The following is a 17,011-nucleotide window of genomic DNA, read 5'->3' as shown; positions in this document are numbered from 1 at the left end:
CGTTCAATCATGCAATGAAAGCCAGATCCCAACGTCTGTATTTTCAAGCAATCGATTGTCAGACTATGACTGAGGCCACAGGACCCTGACACGCAGACCGCCCAGTTGCGGCGACTCGTCAAGCCACAGCTGGGAACCGCTGCTTTGCGCAATGCTTTGCGCAATGGCCAGCCCCAGGCCACTGCCGCCGGCCATGCCACCAGCCCCCTGACCGCGAACAAAGCGCTGCAGGACGCGTTGGCGCTCGGCCGGTGCAATGCCTGGACCCGAATCCTCCACCACCAGTGCACGTCCGTGCTCGTCCTGCAACCAGCCCACATCAACTCGCCCCCCGGCGGGCACGTATTTGATGGCGTTGTCCAACAGATTGCGCAGCAGCACCGCCAATGCCTCGGCGTCTGCGGCCACGCTGAATGCGGACTGCTGCTGCGGGTCTTCACTAAGACCCATGTCCAGCCCCTTGGCCTGGGCAGCCGGCGCGGCATCAGCCAGGGCCTGCTCGACCAGCACGCGCAAGTCAGCCAGCGGCGCATCTTCAGTCTGCGGCCTGGCTTCCTGCCTGGCCAATGCAAGCAACTGCTCCACCAGTCGCCCGGCGCGCTCGATTCCTTGCGCCAGACGGGCCTGCGCTGACTCGCGCTCGGAGCTGTCCGTCGCTTTGCGCAGCAGTTGCAATTGCAGCTGCAACGCGGCCAGCGGCGAGCGCAGCTCATGCGCAGCATCTGCCACGAAATTCTGCTGTGCCTCAAAAGCCTGCCGTACGCGCTGCAGCAGGCTGTTGAGCTCCTCTACCAGCGGGCGCATCTCATCCGGCAGATCATGCTCCGCAACGGGTGCCAGATCCTGAGGCTGACGCATGGCCAGCTCCCTGCGCACCCGCTGCACGGGAGTCAGTGAATGGCGAATCACCCACCACACGGCCAGCGCCAGCAGCGGCAACAGCAGCACCACAGGCAGCAAGCTGCTCCAGGCGGCTTCACGCGCGAGGATCTGACGCACGCGCATGTCCTGAGCAATCTGAATCACCTGAGAGCGTGTCTGCAGTGAAAACACACGGTAGGTCGTGCCACGCGCAGGCACATCGGCAAAGCCCAGCACTGCCATCTGGGGCAAGGCATCACCCAGAGCCGACTCGAAAATTCTCAGTCCCTCATTGGTCCAGACCTGGACGATGAACTCGTTGTTTTCATCTTCGGGAGGCGTTCCCTGCGGTCTGCCTTTGGCATCGACCGGCAGACCCGCCCGCAGTGCAAACGCCGTCTGCTGCATCTGGTAGTCGAACAGGGTATCTGTCTGCGCCAGTGCATTGCGATAGGCAAACACCCCTTGCAGCACGGCCACCAGCAAAATCGCCATGCCGATGAAAAGCAACAGACGCCCGCCCAGCGAGCCGGGCAGCCTCAGCCGCTGCAATGCTTGGTTTTCGCTCATGGCCTGGGCACCATATAACCAAGACCGCGCACATTGAGCACTGCGGCAGCGCCGAGCTTTTTACGCAACCCGTGGATATAGACCTCCACGGCATTGCTGCTGACCTCGTCGCCCCAGCCATAGAGTTTGTCTTCGATTTGCTGACGTGACAGCGTGGCCCCCGGCCTTGCCAGCAATGCCTGCAGCACCGCCCATTCACGACCAGACAGAGTGACCGGCTGGCCATTCACGCTGGCCTCGCGAGTATTGGGGTTGAGCATGATTCCCTCATGCTCGTACACCGCATCCAGATGCCCTGCCGCACGCCGCGTTAGCGCGCGAATGCGGGCCAGCAGCTCATCCATGTCATAGGGTTTGATAACATAGTCATCGGCCCCGGCGTCCAGCCCCGCAATGCGGTCACGCACGGCATCCCTGGCGGTCGCCACCAGCACCGGCGTGGCATCCTTGCGCGCACGCAACTGGCGCAGCACCTGCAAGCCATCAAGCTTGGGCAAGCCCAAGTCGAGCAGCACCAGATCGTACTGGTGGCCATGCAAGGCTGTATCGGCCTGGGCGCCATCCTGAACCCAGTCCACCACATAGCCTTCACCGCGCAGCAGCGCCAGCACGGCCTGGCCGATCATGGTGTCATCTTCAACGAGCAGTAAACGCATGGAGCAAGGATAGCGCCGCTACAGCGGGAATGCCCAGCACCAGAAACAAAGGATGCATCGCACGCAGCCTGCATGCCCGCAAGGCGGCAAGCGAGGCAGCTCCACCCCAAGCGGGCAAGCCGCCACCTCACATGAAGGGCTGCCGATTACACCGCAGCTTCAATGCCCGGCATCGCCATACGTGCCTTGGTCAATGCCATGCCCAGGTTGACGGTACGGCGGCAGACAAAGACTGCCACATAGTCGGGCACTGCCTTGCTACGCAGAAAGACGTGAATCAGGTTGTCACTGTTGACGATGATTTCCTGAAAATAGTGGTGACCATCATCGCTGAGGCCGCGCGAACGCTTGAACATGGTCTCGATCATGGAGACATTGGGGCCGTTGAACAGGTCGGCCGTAGCAGCCGCCACCAGATCAATCACCTCACGCGGATGGGAATCCACGGTACGGATCGACAGCAACATGCCCGAAGCAGCATCCACATAACCAGCGGCCAGGCACTCGGGGACCGAAGCCACGGCCTGCGTCAACACGGTATCCAAACTCATTACGCTCTCACTTTCCTATTGCTAATCTTTCGCGTCATGGCCGTTTGCAGTCCGCAGCGCCCATGCTTTGGTGGTCTTGAAAACATCACGCCATCTTTTGCAGCAATGCGTTTTCGAATTGATAAAGAAGCGCTTCCTGTGCCTCGGATTGCACATACTGAGCGTCAATCAATCGCACACGGCGCAGCGCCTCTTCGGCAGTCAGGCCCTCGCGTACCAGCCAGGCGGCAAGCACGGTTCCGGTACGGCCCAATCCTGCAAGGCAGTGCACGGCAAGCACCTCTCCACGGCGCAGGGCGACCGACATGCGTGCCAGCAGCATCTGCATCTGTGCCACTGTCGGTGGCTCGTGGTCATAGACCGGCAGGTGAAAGTTCTTGAGCCCATTGCGGGCCAAGGCATCCTGCGGGAAGTCCTTTTCCGTCAACGTGATCAGCATGGTGACGCCGCAACGATTCAAGGCCTTGAGGTCGGCGTCCATGTCATGGACCACGCCCGGCCAGGGCGTACCTGCCAGCCTCCCTGGCACCAGCCAGGAAAATCCGTTCGGGCCGCGGCTGGCTGGCATGGCATTTTCAGCAGCCAGCAGTGGCTGCATTTCCATCAGCACAGCCGCATTCACGGTGCGAGGCTGGTAGCTGGTTGCAGAGTACAGGCCAGATGCCGCGACCGCTGCCGGTTGCGACAGTGCAGGTGCAGGTGCAGGTGCAGGTGCAGGTGCAGACGCAGAGACCGACGTTGGCACAGGCAGCACGGGCTCCAATTTGAAGGGAGCCACGACCTCACTCACTGCGGCCGAAGATGCAGGCAGGTCGGAAAATTCGGCAATGGCCGCCAAGGCGGCGTCAGGCAAGGGAGGTGGCGGCAGCACATCGTCAGCCAGCTCACTCAAAGGCGTACCCGGCATGGGGACAGCGCAGCTGCCAGTACGCAGGAATTGCTGACCGGCGGCACTGAGCGGCCGCTGAGTGAACGCAGCCATTGCTGCGGCTTCCTGGATCCGCCCGCCTGCGAGCAACAGCATCTGCTGCGCAGCAGCCTGGGCATGCTGCTGCTGGTGCGTGATCAGCAGCACACTGCGCTGCTGACCGATCTGCTTGATCACGTCCAGCAGCAAAAATGCCTCATAGCCTTCCAGATCAGCCGTGGGCTCATCGATCATCAACACCGCCGGCTTGGCCCAGGCCTCGCGCAAAATGGCCACGGCGCGTTGCTGCACCGCGCTCAACAGCATGGTGGACTTGTCCAGAGCCTGGGCCAGCTCGGCAAAGCCATAGTGCTGCAGCTGTTCAGTCACCCACTGACGCCACTCCAGTGGCGCACGTGACTCGCTCTGGCGCGCCCTCTCGATCAGTGCATCCAGGGTGTTGGCGCGCATGAGCCGGGCATGCTGCTGTACCAGGCGCGGCAAGACCTGCACGCCATCGGCGCTCAAAGGCATACGCAATGGATGAGCGCAATAGACCACCTGCCCCCAGCTGCGAAAACGCGGATTGACCGCATTCAGTCCGGCCAGCGTGCGCAGCAGCGTGGATTTTCCTGTACCCGCAGGGCCCAGCAATGCGGTTACGCCTGATTGCGGAAGTGTGAAATCCACTTCGGCCAAAACCACGCGTGGACCATATGAAGCGCCCAGGCCTTGCACCTGCAGACTGTGTTGCTGATCCAAAAAATCTTCCCCTCGCAGCGCCTGCTCCGAGGGCCGTCACGATGTATTTGCGGTCACGCCAAATCGCCACCAAACGGCGTCAAAAAGACGAATGAATGCTTTGGCCCGGCAGTCTATGGCATTACTTCTCCTGAAACTCGTCACTTCTTGAAATATGACAACATTATGTTGAAATTCATAGAATATTCGTTCATTCAGATATTTTTGTTTTAAATCAATGAAAGCAGATAAAGAAAAACCGCAACCCGGAAGGTTGCGGTTTTCTACGTAGTCAGGGCGTCAGTCAGCCCAGGCGCACCGGCACAAAGATTTTGTTGCCATCGCGCCAGATCAGCACGGCCACGGTCTTGTCCGCTTTGGCGACTGCGGCCCGCACCTCATCGATATTTCCGGCAGGTGCACCATTGATGGACAGCAGCACGTCTCCCTGGCTGATACCTGCTGCTGCTGCCGGACCGCTGGCCTGAGCCACCAGCAGGCCGGAGTCCACGCCAATCTGCTTTTTTTCCTCAGGCTGCAGGGGGCGCAAAGCCAGCCCCAGCTTTCCCTTGTCAGCGTCCGAAGAGGACTTGGCCACCTTCGCAGCCTTGTCACTGGCATCGCCAAGGGTCGCACTCAGAGTCTTGGATTCACCCTTGCGCCAGACTTCCAGCGTCACTTTCTGCCCCGGCAAGGCCTGGCCGATAAAGGCTGGCAGATCGCCCGAACCAACAACGGGTTTGCCATCCACCTTGCGCACCACATCGCCCGGTTCCAGTCCGGCCTTGGCGGCAGGGCCATTCTTTTCGACACTGGCCACCAATGCACCTTCGGGCTTATCCAGCTTGAAGGAATCGGCAAAGGCCTGATTGACCTCCTGCACACTCACGCCCAGCTTGGCATGCTGGGCCTTGCCCGTTGCCTGAATCTGCTGTTGCACACGGGTTGCCAGCTCAATGGGAATCGCAAACGACACCCCTTGATACCCGCCCGAGCGGGTGTAGATCTGGCTGTTGATGCCCACGACCTCGCCCTGTGCGTTGAACAGCGGGCCACCGGAGTTGCCGGGGTTGATCGCCACATCCGTCTGCAGGAAGGGAACAAAGGAATCATCGGGCAGAGAACGCCCCTTGGCACTCACCACGCCAGCCGTCACGCTGTTCTCAAAGCCGAAGGGCGAGCCGATCGCCAGCACCCAGTCGCCCACACGCAACTGGCTGGTCTGGCCCAGCTTGACCGTGGGCAGCCCGGCAGCGTCAATCTTGAGTACCGCCACATCGGTCTTGGGGTCGGCTCCCAGCACCTTGGCCCTGAACTCGCGACGGTCGTTGAGCTTGACCGTCACTTCCTTGGCGCCATGCACCACATGGGCATTGGTCAGAATCACGCCGTCGCTGGAGACGATAAAGCCCGAGCCCTGGCCGCGCATGGGTGTATCAGGCTGCTGCGCACGTGGCCCCATGCCCTGCCCGCCCGGCATTCCAGGAAAGCCGAACTGGCGGAAGAACTCAAGGAAGGGGTCATCGGGGCTGATGCCCTGACCCTGTGGCTGACGTTCGCTGGTCTGGTCGCCTTCATCGTCGCTCATGGCGCGAGAGGAGCCCACCACGCTGATATTGACCACGGCCGCGCCGTTGCGCGCCGTGATATCTGCAAAATTGGGAGCATTTACCGCAGGCAGGTTAAGGGCTGCAGGTTGCGCAACCGCCGCAGATTGCGTCACCTGCGCCTGGGCCGCGCTGCGGGTTCCCACCAGGCCGGCGCCGGTGGCGCCCAGTGCGCCGATCGCACCAGCGGCCACCAGGGCCATGACCAATCGGCGGGGTGTGGAGAGAATTGTGTTCATGGTCATCCTTTCAAAAAAGCACCGGATCGGTGTCGTTGAAGGGAAGTTTGAACGTCCACACTTAGGCGAGACTTAGGCGCTTGCGGTATTCACCAATGCGCCTGAACCAGAAGCTGCTTGCATCGGCAGCTCAAGGAGTTCAGGCCATTTTCAATCTGCAACCCACCTCGCTCAGATGAGATCCAGCACCAGCTCCGGCGGGCGACAAAGCTTGGCCCCCTTGGGGGTGACCACAATGGGTCGATTGAGCAGCACCGGATTCGCAGCCACGGCCTGAATCAGCTGGACATCGCTGACCGCTGCGTTGTCCAGACCCAGTTCCTTGAACTGAGCCTCCTTGGTACGCAGCAAGTCACGCACCGGAACGCCCAGGTGTGCCATCAGCTCTGCCAACTCTGGCGCCGTCAGCGGCGTGGCGATGTAATCGACGATATTGGGCTCGATGCCATGCTCGCGCAGCAGCGCCAGCGCGCCGCGCGAATTGCTGCAGCGGCTGTTGTGAAAAATGGTGATGTCAGGGCGATTCACGGGGGTGTCTGTACTTGTAGTCATGACTGCAGTGTAGCGAGCCTGTGCCTGTCCAAGGCTTGGCAGGCAGTCACTGCATAGCAGCTATGCCGGCTGCGCCAGAGCCAGGCAGAGCGCCATCTCATAGACTGCCTGCAAAACATCATGAGGAGACAATATGCCCGCTTTCACCGCATGCGATCCCTTCACTCTGAACCGCCGCCAATGGAGCCAATGGGCTGCGGCCACCGCCTTGGGCGGTCTGACCGGCACAGCTCTGGCACAGGACTCGAGGTACCCCAGCAAGGCCATACGCATGGTCATTCCGTTCACGCCCGGCGGCTCCGCCGACATTCTGGGTCGCGCCATAGGTCATGAGCTGACGACCGCCTGGGGCCAGAGCGTGGTGCCGGAAAACGTTGCCGGCGCAGGCGGCAGCATCGGCGCGGACCGCGTGGCAAAGGCCAGTGCCGATGGCTACACCCTGCTCATGGGTCATGTGGGCACGCTGGCCGTTACACCCACGCTCTACCCCAAGCTGCCTTACGACCCTATCAAGAGCTTTACGCCTCTGGCCTGGGTGGCGCGTGTGCCCAACGTGCTGGTCGTGCATCCATCGCTGCCGGTCAATGATCTGGCATCGTTCATCAGCTACGCCAAGGCCAACCCGGGCGCAGTGAACTTCAGTTCGGGCGGCAACGGCAGCGCCGCGCATATGACCATGGCCTATCTGAGCCTGCAAGCAGGGCTGAAGATGCAGCATGTGCCCTACAAGGGCACGGCCCCGGCCGTCAATGATCTGGTGGCCGGTCAGGTTCAGGCCCTGTTCACCGACATTCCCGCCGTGCTTGCGCAGATCCGCGCAGGCCAGATCAAGGCCATCGCCGTTTCATCACCTCAGCGCATCCCTGCACTACCCAATGTGCCTACCGTGGCCGAAGCAGGCTTGCCCGGCTTTGAGGCCGACCAATGGTATGGCGTGGTCGGCCCTGCCAATATGCCCGCCGACGTGGTCGCCAGGATCAATCAGCAGATCAATGCCTCGCTGCGAAGCCCCGCCATCCTCGAGCGTCTGCAAAGCGAAGGCGCCCAGCCCATGCCCAGCACGCCCAAGGTCTTTGCCGATCTCATCGTCAAGGACCTCGCGCGCTGGCGCAAGGTCATCATCGACAGCAAGATGACGTTTTAAGCGCCCAGGGCCTGCGCTTCAGGCTGCGGCGGAACTGGTTGCAACCGGGGCTGCCGTTGCGGACTCCAGCTCTTCCTCGTGGGCATCGAACTCGCGCCCCGGCAGCAGCAGATTCAGGCCCACGGCCACCAGCGCACCCACGGTAATACCCGAGCCGAACACCTCGCGCACAAAGGCAGGCATCTTGGAGAGCAGATCGGGGCGCACCGTCACGGCCAGGCCGCAGCCCAGCGAGACTGCAATGATCAGGCCGCTGCGACGCGTCTGCTCTGCACCGCTGAGCATGCGGATGCCCGCCAGGATGATCATGGCAAACATCATCAGGCCCGCACCGCCGAGCACTGGCTGGGGAATCGTCACTACCAGCGCGCCAAGCACCGGAAACAGTCCGGCCAGCAGCAGCATCACGCCGGTCAGCATCACCACATGGCGGCTGGCCACGCCCGTGAGCGAGACCACGCCCACGTTCTGCGCGAAGGTGGAAACCGGCGGGCTCGACATCACGGCGGCAAAGGCCGAACCCACGCCGTCGCACAGCATGCCGCTGGCCAGGCGCTTGCCGCGGATCGGCGTCCGCGTTGCCGCCCCCAGGGCCATGAAAGTGCCCGTGGTCTCGACAATGGTTACGAGAAAGGCGATGGACATGGCGACGATGCCCGATACCGGAAAGCTCATGCCGAAATGCAGTGGCTGCGGAATCGCGAAGATCGGCGCCTCGCGCACCTGGGTGAAGTCGATCAGACCCAGGGCCAGGCACAGCAGATAGCCGCAGGCAATGCCCAGCACCACGGCCGATGCCGAGATCACGCCCTTGCCCCATTGCACAAAGCCGATCACCAGCGCCAGCACAAAGCCCGCAATCGCCAGATTGCCCACGGCGCCGTAGCTGCCGCTGCCCACGCCGCCGGCGGCCCAGTCCACGGCGACGGGCGTGAGCGACAGCCCGATCATGGTCACAACCACGCTGGTCACGGTATGCGGAAAGAAGCGACGGATCACCGGCATGAAAAAGCTGCCGACGATCATCACCAGCGAGCCCACGAGCGAAGAGCCCAGGATGCCGGGCACACCATGCTCCAGTCCCACGCTGATGCCCGCGCCGACAAAGGCGAAGCTGGTACCCATCACGCAGGGCAGGCGTATGCCGACAGGTCCCACGCCACGGCACTGGATGATGGTGACGACGCCCGAGCCCAGCAGCGCCGCATTGACCAGGGCCACGATCTGGTCGGCCGGCAGCTTGAGCGCGCCGCCGAACACCAGCGGCACGGCGATGATGCCGCCCAGCGCGGCGAGCAGATGCTGCAGCGAAAGCAGCGTGGTGGTGATGAGGCTGGGCGGACGGTCTTCCACCCCGTAAAGCAGCTTTTCCATGGTCTTGTCTCCTGTTTTTTAGGTATGCAATCGCCGGGGAATAGGCTTCCCCGCGAAGGCCACAAGACTAAGCACGCAACCGGGAGCTCTCATATGCCGTTGCCGATACAGCCCATGCGCGGCGCCGTATAGCTTGTCCAGCATCGAGAAAGAATTTCTGGCACTCCAAGTCACCTGACACCAGTCCCGAGCCCACTTTTCTTCCAGTGCCACAAAGGCTTGGAATCTCTCTCACACCGATGTCCAGCCATCGCAATGGACCAGCGATGACCGTCACCGAAAAGTCTCAATGTCCTGCTGTGGCTCGCTCGAACAGGCTGCGCGCGAGATTGCGGTGCTGGCCCAGCACCACCGGCAGGTCGGCGGTCAGCAGACGCCCGTCCTCGACCACCACACGCCCGTTGATGACGCTGCTGGACACATTGGCCGGCGTGCAGAACACCAGTGCTGCCACGGGGTCGTGGCCAGCACCCGCATAGCCAACGTCTTCCATGTCGAAGGCCACGAAGTCGGCAGACATGCCGGGAGCCAGTGCGCCGATGTCGTCGCGGTTGAGCACGCGCGCACCGCCCAGCGTGGCGATCTCCAGCGCCTCTCGGGCACTCATGGCCGCCGGGCCGTAGCCCACGCGCTGCAGCAGCATGGCCTGGCGCGCCTCGCCCAGCATGTGGGCACCGTCGTTCGATGCACTGCCGTCCACACCCAGGGCCACGGACACGCCGGCATCGCGCATGCTGCGGATGGGTGCGATGCCCGATGCCAGGCGCATGTTGGAGCATGGACAGTGCGCCACACCGGTGCCGGTGCGCGCAAACAGCGCAATGCCTTCGGGATCGAGCTTGACGCAATGCGCATGCCAGACGTCGCGCCCCACCCAGCCCAGGTCCTCGGCGTATTGCGCCGGGGTCAGGCCGAACTTCTCGCGCGAGAAGGCCACGTCGTTGTCGTTCTCGGCCAGATGGGTGTGCAGCGAGACACCGTGCGCACGCGCAAGCACCGCCGATTCGCGCATCAGATTACGCGTCACCGAGAACGGCGAACATGGGGCCAGAACCACGCGCAGCATGGAGTGACGCGAGCCGTCGTGGTATTGCTGGATCAGGCGCAGGCTGTCGCGCAAGATGGCCTCTTCCTCCTCCACCACCACATCGGGCGGCAGGCCGCCCTTGCTGCGGCCCAGGCTCATGGAGCCGCGCGCGGCGTGAAAGCGCATACCCATCTGCTGCGCAGCCACAATGGAATCGTCCAGGCGCGAGCCATTGGGAAACAGGTACAGATGGTCGCTGGTCGTGGTGCAGCCCGACAGCATGAGCTCGGCCATGGCGGTCTGGGTCGAGACATGGATCATCTCGGGCGTCAGGTGCGACCACAGCATGTAGAGGTTCTGCAGCCACGAGAACAGCTCGGCATCCTGGGCGGCCGGCACGGCACGCGTCAGGCTCTGGTACATGTGATGGTGGGTGTTGACCAGGCCCGGCGTCACGACCTTGCCGCGCATGTGCAGCACGCGCGCCTGGCCCTCGTCGGCCATGCGGCGGTATTGCGCCGGCAACTCGGCCGTTGCGCCCACCCACAGCAGGGCCGGGCCGTCCGCCACCAGCGCACCGTCCTTGATCTCGCGGCGTTGCGCATCCATGGTGACCAGTACGTCGGCATTCAGGGCAATCAGGGTCATGGGTTTCTTCCTCTCTAAACAAGAAGCGCAAGTCTAGAGAGGCACCCAAGCGCGCGATAGCGCTGAATTCAGCCAAGCATGTCCACAAAATGTGGACAGTGAATCAGTGTTTTCTGGCGTAGAGCCGCGCCAGCGCGGATTCGATGCTTGCCGCCATGAGTGCAGCAGCGGCACTCAACTCCGCGCCCTTGCGCACGAACAGCATCAGGGTCTGGCGCTGCAGATGTGCGTCGCGCAGAGGCACGAAGCTCAGCGAGCCGCGATCCAGCTCCTCCAGCACATCCAGAGCGTTGAGCAAGGCAATGCCCTCGCCAAGCATGACCAGGCGCTGTATCAAGGCCATGGAGGTGGACTCGGCCACCGGCGTCACCTCGATGGCACTGCGCGCGAAGGCTTCGTTGAGCAGACTGCGTATGGTCAGAGCCGGTGCAGGCAGAATCAGCGGATGACCCACGCATTCGCTGAGCAGCAGCGACGAATGATGGGCCAGCGGGTGCTTGATAGGCAGGACGGCTCCAATCTGCCATTCGCTGGCCGCCAGCATGCGCAAACCGGGTCTGGGCGTGAGATCGTAGGCAAGGCCCAGGTCCACCTCCCCGGCTTCCACGGCAGACACAATGGCCTGCGTGGGCAAGTCGATGACACGCACGACCATCCCCGGGTGGCTGCTGCGAAAGTCATGCACCAGCGATGGCAGCAAGGAGCCCGCCAGACCCGACGTCGCCGCCACAGTGATCTCGCCACGCCGCATGCCCTTGAAGTCGGCAATGCGCTCGCGCAGCGCTGCATGTTCGCGCAAGGTGCTTCGCACATGGGTCAGCACCATTTCGCCCAGAGGCGTAAGACGCAGGCGGTTGTGGATGCGGTCGAACAGCGGCGCTCCCAGTTCGGCCTCCAGGTCGAGAATCTGCCGGTTCACGGCCGTGGGAGCCACATGCAGGTGCTCGGCCGCCTTGCGGATGGAGCCGCGGCGAACCACTTCATCGAGATAGCGCAAAACTCTGGCGTGCATGCGCGCAGCCTACAGGGTTTGACTGGGCGCGCAAAGCGCCGGCACAGCACCTAGTTCTGGCGCAGCCTGTCCACCTCGGTGTGCAAGTCCTTGGCCCATGCGCGGCGGTCGCGCCCTTGTGCGCTCTGCGCCTCGCCATAGTGCACCACGGCAATCAGCTGCTCCGAACAAAGCACGCGCCAGATGGAGCCCAGCAAGGTCTCGTCCCCGACATAGGTCGCGGCATAGCTGGTGCTGCCTGTCTTGCCATCGACAAAGCGCAGCCCCACGGGCTGTACCGGCGCATCGCATTGCACGGCGGCTTCGAGCAGATTGGAGTGAAACGAGAGCAGGCTGCGTCCATCGCCCGTCGTCCCTTCAGGAAAGACGGCAAGGATTTCGCCGCGCTTGAAGGCCTCTTCCATGGCTCCCACCATGCGCACCGCATCGCGGCGCGAGCTGCGCTGGATGTAGAGCGTGCCTGCGGCCGTCGCCAGCGTGCCGATGATGGGCCAGCCCTTGACGTCGGATTTGGAGATGAAACGGCAATGGCGCGCCGCGTGCAGCAGCGGAATATCGAGCCAGGAGATATGGTTGCTGACCATGAGTACCGGCCCTTTGGCCGGTGGCTGCCCCTTGACCTGCAGTTGCACCCCGGCCCGCAGCAGCAGCGTTGCAGCCCAGGCCTGCACATGCTCGTGCTGCTGCAGGTAGTGCAGCTGCGGAAAGCGAAACGCCACGATCCAGGCGCCCTTGGCCACATGGGCCAGCAGACGCAGTCCGCGCCATACCGCACGCGAGCCGGTTTTGATTTTGTGCAAGCCGTTTGCCATGATTCTCAAACAGTGTAGCGGCTCGTTGTGACTCAGTTGCTGCAACTTGAAACCGGCAAGCGCCTAAGACTGGCGCAATGCAAAGTCAGAGGCACCGAGGAAGCGCCGCCGCGCACCGAGGGTGTCGTCCCCCTCCCGATGCAACGCATCGAGAGAGGGGGAGGCGGCAAAGCCGCTCAGGGGGAGCCTATCGTTGATAAGCGACAGCGCCGTCGACGATAGTCGTTACCACGCGCGCAGGCAGCTCATAGCCGTTGAACGGCGTGCTCTTGCCCTGGCTTTGCAGCGCCTTGGGATCGACCGTCCACTCCGCCTCGGGGTCGACGATGCACAGATCTGCCACGCCGCCCACCTTGAGCTGCCCCAGCAGGGACTGCTGCTCGCCCAGGGCGCTACCCAGCACGGCCACGGGAGCCGAAGTCACGACAGCCAGTGCGCGGTTCAGCGGCACCTTGTAGTCGCGGCTCCACTTCACGGCAATGGACAGCAGCAGCTCCACGCCGGTCGCACCGGGTTCGGCTTCGGCAAAAGGCAGCACCTTGGCGTCTTCGTCCACCGGGCAGTGATCGGAAACCAGCGCATCGATGGTGCCGTCAGCCAGCGCGGCAGACAGCGCATCGCGGTCGCGCTGCTGGCGCAGCACGGGCACCACACGGGCGCTGCTGTCGAAGTAGCCGATGTCGTTCTCGGTCAGCAGCAGCGAGTTGATGGACACGTCGGCAGTCACATTCAGGCCTTCGGCCTTGGCTCGGCGCACCAGCTCCACGCCGGCGGCGCTGGAGATGCGGCACAGGTGAACCCGGGTCTGCGAGCCACGGATCAGCTCGAAGATGGTGTGCAGCGCAATCGTCTCTGCCGCCACGGACACCCCGGCCAGACCCATGCGGGTGGCCAGCGCGCCGCTGGCGGCCACGCCCCTGCCCAGATCCTTGTCCTGCGGGCGCAGCCACACGGCATAGCCAAAGGTGTTGGCGTAGCTCAGCGCACGACTCAACGTGGTGATGCTGGACAGCGGCACATCCGCCTGGCCGAAGGCCACGCAGCCGGACTCGGTCAGCTCGGCCATCTCGGTCAGCGTTTCACCCTTGAGTCCCACGGTCAGCGCGCCCATGGGGAACAGACGCGACTTGTGCTGCTTCTCGGCACGGAACTTGAGCATTTCCACCAGGCCTTGCTCGTCGAGCACGGGCTCGGTATCGGGCGGGCAGACCAGGCTGGTCACGCCACCGGCCACGGCAGCCGCCATCTCGGACTGCAGCATGCCTTCATGCTCGTGACCGGGCTCGCGCAGGCGCACGGCCAGGTCCACCAGACCGGGCAGCACCCACTGGCCGGAGGCGTCGATTTCACGCTCGGCCACAAAACCTTCGGGCACCGTGCCGATCGCGGCGATCACGCTGCCATCGACGGCGATATCGGCCTGCTGGTCAAAACCTCGTGCCGGGTCCATCACCCGGCCATTGCGAATCAAAATCTTCATGGTTTGGCACCAAATTGGCTTCCAGCCCTTGCCACACAAGCGCTAGCAGCTATAAAAATATCTCTAAAAACCGTCACCACCAGCAACTGCAGTTTGCTTCGTCGACTTTCGCATGGGACACCAAGCTAGGGCCGCCCCGACGCGAGGGTGTCGTCCCCCTCCCGCATCGCGAGAGAGGGGGAAGCGGCGCAGCCGCTCAGGGGGTGTTCAAGCCTCATTCCCCGCGACGATCGACATGACAGCCATGCGCACGGCGATACCGAAGGTCACCTGAGACAGGATCACGGCCTGCGGGCCGTCCACCACGGCGGAGTCGATCTCCACACCGCGGTTGATGGGGCCGGGGTGCATGACGATGGCATCGGGCTTGGCCAGTTCCAGGCGCTTTTCGGTCAGGCCGAAGCTCTTGAAGTATTCCTGGCTCGAAGGCAGCAGCGCCCCGCTCATGCGCTCGTTCTGCAGGCGCAGCATGATGATGACGTCGCAGTCCTTGATGCCTTCCTCCAGATTGTGGAAGACGCGCACGCCCATACTGGCCATGTCCGAGGGCACCAGGGTACGCGGGCCGACCACGCGCACCTCGGCAGCGCCGAGCGTGGTCAGGGCGTGGATGTCCGAGCGCGCCACGCGCGAGTGCAGCACGTCGCCCACGATGGCCACGCGCAGATTGGAGAAGTCCTGCTTGTAGTGGCGGATGGTGTACATGTCCAGCAGGCCCTGTGTGGGGTGGGCATGGCGACCGTCGCCGGCATTGACCACATGCACATGGGGCGCCACATGTTTGGCGATCAGATAGGGGGCGCCCGACTCGCTGTGGCGCACGACAAAGATGTCGGCCGCCATGGCCGAGAGGTTGTCGATGGTGTCCAGCAGGGTCTCGCCCTTGCTGGCCGAGCTGCGCGCGATGTCCAGGTTGAAGACGTCGGCCGACAGGCGCTTGGCCGCAATCTCGAAGGTGGTGCGGGTGCGCGTGCTGTTCTCGAAGAACAGATTGAACACGCTTTTGCCGCGCAGCAGAGGCACCTTCTTGACTTCACGGTCGTTGACGCTGACGAAGTTGCTGGCCGTGTCGAGAATCTGGGTCAGGATGTCCTTGGACAGGCCTTCGGTGGAGAGCAGGTGGATCAGCTCGCCGTTCTTGTTGAGTTGGGGGTTGCGCTTGTACAGCACGATCAGGCCTCTTGAATGCGGAAGTGGAAAACACCGCCCTCGTCGCGCGCCAGCGCCAGGGAACGGTCGGCCGGCAGCGCCACGCGCGCTGCGGCAAAGTCGGCCTGGATGGGCAGCTCGCGCCCTCCCCGGTCCACCAGGACGGCCAGTCGCACGCTAGCGGGACGGCCGTAGTCATAGAGTTCGTTGAGCACGGCGCGCACGGTGCGGCCGGTGTAGAGCACATCATCGAGCACCAGCACATCGGCGCCGTTCACATCGAAGGCGATCTGGGTCTGGGCGCTGGAAGCCATGCCGCGCTGGGCAAAATCGTCGCGGTGCAGCGAGGAAGACAGCACGCTGGGCTTGCCCTTGAGGTTCAGATCCTTGTGCAGGCGCTCGACCAGCCAGGCGCCGCCCGAGGTGATGCCCGCCAGACGGGTATTGGGGCCCATGATGCGCTGCACGCCGCGCAGCAGCTCGCTATACAGGGCTTCGGCGTCCAGGATCAGGCTGCCTTGTCCCGGCTGGTTTCCTGCAATGGTTTCACTCATGGGAGACTCCTCAAAAACTGTTCAAGAATGATGCAGGCCGAAGCCGCGTCGGCGTCGCGTGCGCCACCCGCCAGGGCTTCGGTCGTGCTGTAGCGTTCGTCCACCTCGTACACCGGCAGCTTGAAGCGGCTTCTGAGCTGGCGGCCGAATTTCAGGGCCCGGGCCGTGTTCTCGTGTGCCGCGCCATCGGGGTGGTAGGGCACGCCTATCACCAGGGCGTTGGGCTGCCACTCGCGGATCAGCTTTTCCACCGCGGCCAGGCGTGCATCCGCCGCTTCGGCCTTGATGGTGGGCAGCGGGTTGGCGCCGCCCAGCACGCGGTTGCCCGAGGCGCAGCCCGTGCGCTTGATGCCGAAGTCAAAGCCCAGGAACTGCTGGAAATGGGCCGGCACCTCGGGCTTTTGCGGTGCGGGCGCCGATGCAGGCCTGGCAGCCGCATTTTCGGCCGAGGAAAAAGTCGAGGAAAAGGCCGCATCGGCGGCCTTGTTGGAAGAGGAAATATCGTTCATGCGCGACCCGACTCTGGGGACAACATCCAACGCTGCAAACCCAGCAGGCCCAGAGCGCGGTCATAGCGCTCGTCCACCGGGGTGCTGAAGATCACCTCGGGGTCGGCTTCCACAGTCAGCCAGGCGTTTTCGCCGATCTCGGATTCGAGCTGGCCTTCATCCCAGGAGGAATAGCCCAGCGTGACCAGCACGCGCTTGGGGCCGGCACCGTCAGACAGGGCTTCGAGCACATCCTTGGACGTGGTCATCTCCAGACCGCCTGGAATGGTCATGGTCGAGGCATAGGCCGATTCGTTCTCGGGTGCGCCTTCGATGACCATGGGCTCATGCAGCACAAAGCCGCGATCGGTCTGCACCGGGCCACCGGTGAAGACCTGCTGATCGCGCAAATCATCGCGCTTGAGACCCAAATCCACTTTTTGCAGCAGGCCTTGCAGGCTGAGCTTGGAGGGCTTGTTGATAATCAGACCGAGCGCGCCACGCTCGCTATGCTCGCACAGGTAGACAACGCTGCGCGAAAACGACTCATCTTCCAGGCCGGGCATGGCAATCAGGAAGTGGTGCGTCAAGTTGATAGGCGCAGATTCTGCAGACATGCAGCGATTTTACTGGCGATCC

General features: G+C 63.2%; 15 protein-coding genes and 1 pseudogene. 1 reads left to right on the top strand and 15 read right to left on the bottom strand.

All coding sequences use genetic code 11. The features are described 5' to 3' along the window. Positions 1-63 precede the first annotated feature (63 nt). From AAIL66_RS19060 to arsC, 6 genes are all read right to left on the bottom strand, one after another. On the bottom strand, positions 64-1,431 hold the full coding sequence (locus AAIL66_RS19060; RefSeq protein WP_343497459.1) for an ATP-binding protein: 1,368 nt from the start codon (positions 1,429-1,431) through the stop codon (positions 64-66). Further along, complete coding sequence (locus AAIL66_RS19055; protein WP_034378164.1) at positions 1,428-2,087, bottom strand: response regulator transcription factor; 660 nt, start codon at positions 2,085-2,087, stop codon at positions 1,428-1,430. The genes AAIL66_RS19060 and AAIL66_RS19055 overlap by 4 nt, the downstream gene beginning before the upstream one ends. Positions 2,088-2,233: 146 nt before the next feature. Then, the gene (locus AAIL66_RS19050) at positions 2,234-2,638 is read right to left on the bottom strand and encodes a hypothetical protein (RefSeq protein ID WP_063664748.1); all 405 of its coding nucleotides are present in this window, start codon (positions 2,636-2,638) and stop codon (positions 2,234-2,236) included. A gap of 85 nt (positions 2,639-2,723) precedes the next feature. Next, a complete protein-coding gene (locus tag AAIL66_RS19045) occupies positions 2,724-4,307 on the bottom strand; it encodes an ATP-binding cassette domain-containing protein (protein ID WP_343497458.1) in 1,584 nt (527 codons plus the stop codon). 283 nt (positions 4,308-4,590) lie between these two features. After that, entirely contained in the window at positions 4,591-6,132 is a 1,542-nt protein-coding gene (locus AAIL66_RS19040; protein ID WP_034378226.1) for a Do family serine endopeptidase, read from the bottom strand. A gap of 171 nt (positions 6,133-6,303) precedes the next feature. Then, entirely contained in the window at positions 6,304-6,684 is a 381-nt protein-coding gene (arsC, locus tag AAIL66_RS19035) for an arsenate reductase (glutaredoxin) (RefSeq protein ID WP_343497457.1), read from the bottom strand. A gap of 133 nt (positions 6,685-6,817) precedes the next feature. Between arsC and AAIL66_RS19030 the strand changes: the two genes are divergently transcribed. After that, positions 6,818-7,828: a tripartite tricarboxylate transporter substrate binding protein gene (locus AAIL66_RS19030; protein ID WP_343497456.1), complete on the top strand. Its 1,011-nt coding sequence runs from the start codon at positions 6,818-6,820 to the stop codon at positions 7,826-7,828. A gap of 18 nt (positions 7,829-7,846) precedes the next feature. Here the strand turns inward: AAIL66_RS19030 and AAIL66_RS19025 are convergent, their stop codons facing one another. From AAIL66_RS19025 to AAIL66_RS18985, 9 genes and pseudogenes are all read right to left on the bottom strand, one after another. Further along, on the bottom strand, positions 7,847-9,202 hold the full coding sequence (locus AAIL66_RS19025; protein ID WP_034353916.1) for a nucleobase:cation symporter-2 family protein: 1,356 nt from the start codon (positions 9,200-9,202) through the stop codon (positions 7,847-7,849). Positions 9,203-9,488: 286 nt separating this feature from the next. Then, a complete protein-coding gene (locus AAIL66_RS19020) occupies positions 9,489-10,877 on the bottom strand; it encodes an 8-oxoguanine deaminase (RefSeq protein ID WP_343497455.1) in 1,389 nt (462 codons plus the stop codon). A gap of 103 nt (positions 10,878-10,980) precedes the next feature. Further along, positions 10,981-11,889 (bottom strand): LysR family transcriptional regulator, encoded by a 909-nt coding sequence (locus AAIL66_RS19015; RefSeq protein WP_343497454.1) that lies wholly within the window; start codon positions 11,887-11,889, stop codon positions 10,981-10,983. Positions 11,890-11,939: 50 nt separating this feature from the next. Next, the gene (locus tag AAIL66_RS19010) at positions 11,940-12,701 is read right to left on the bottom strand and encodes a lysophospholipid acyltransferase family protein (protein WP_052053008.1); all 762 of its coding nucleotides are present in this window, start codon (positions 12,699-12,701) and stop codon (positions 11,940-11,942) included. A 187-nt stretch (positions 12,702-12,888) separates the two neighbouring features. After that, complete coding sequence (locus tag AAIL66_RS19005) at positions 12,889-14,181, bottom strand: dihydroorotase (protein WP_343497453.1); 1,293 nt, start codon at positions 14,179-14,181, stop codon at positions 12,889-12,891. Between the two features lie 207 nt (positions 14,182-14,388). Next, positions 14,389-15,342, bottom strand: a pseudogene (locus AAIL66_RS19000) (aspartate carbamoyltransferase catalytic subunit); the annotation flags it as partial. A gap of 11 nt (positions 15,343-15,353) precedes the next feature. After that, positions 15,354-15,884, bottom strand: coding sequence for a bifunctional pyr operon transcriptional regulator/uracil phosphoribosyltransferase PyrR (pyrR, locus tag AAIL66_RS18995; RefSeq protein ID WP_003071172.1), 531 nt, complete (start codon positions 15,882-15,884; stop codon positions 15,354-15,356). After that, entirely contained in the window at positions 15,881-16,393 is a 513-nt protein-coding gene (gene ruvX / locus AAIL66_RS18990; protein WP_343484345.1) for a Holliday junction resolvase RuvX, read from the bottom strand. Before ruvX ends, pyrR begins: the two co-directional genes overlap by 4 nt. Beyond that, positions 16,390-16,989: a YqgE/AlgH family protein gene (locus tag AAIL66_RS18985; RefSeq protein ID WP_003051525.1), complete on the bottom strand. Its 600-nt coding sequence runs from the start codon at positions 16,987-16,989 to the stop codon at positions 16,390-16,392. The genes ruvX and AAIL66_RS18985 overlap by 4 nt, the downstream gene beginning before the upstream one ends. Between the last annotated feature and the right edge of the window lie 22 nt (positions 16,990-17,011).

The organism is Comamonas sp. F1-6, assembly GCF_039581415.1.
GTDB classification, from domain to species: Bacteria; Pseudomonadota; Gammaproteobacteria; order Burkholderiales; family Burkholderiaceae_C; genus Comamonas; species Comamonas thiooxydans.
The sequence above is the reverse complement of the archived record's forward strand: the minus strand, read 5'-3'. Positions and strand labels throughout refer to the sequence as shown.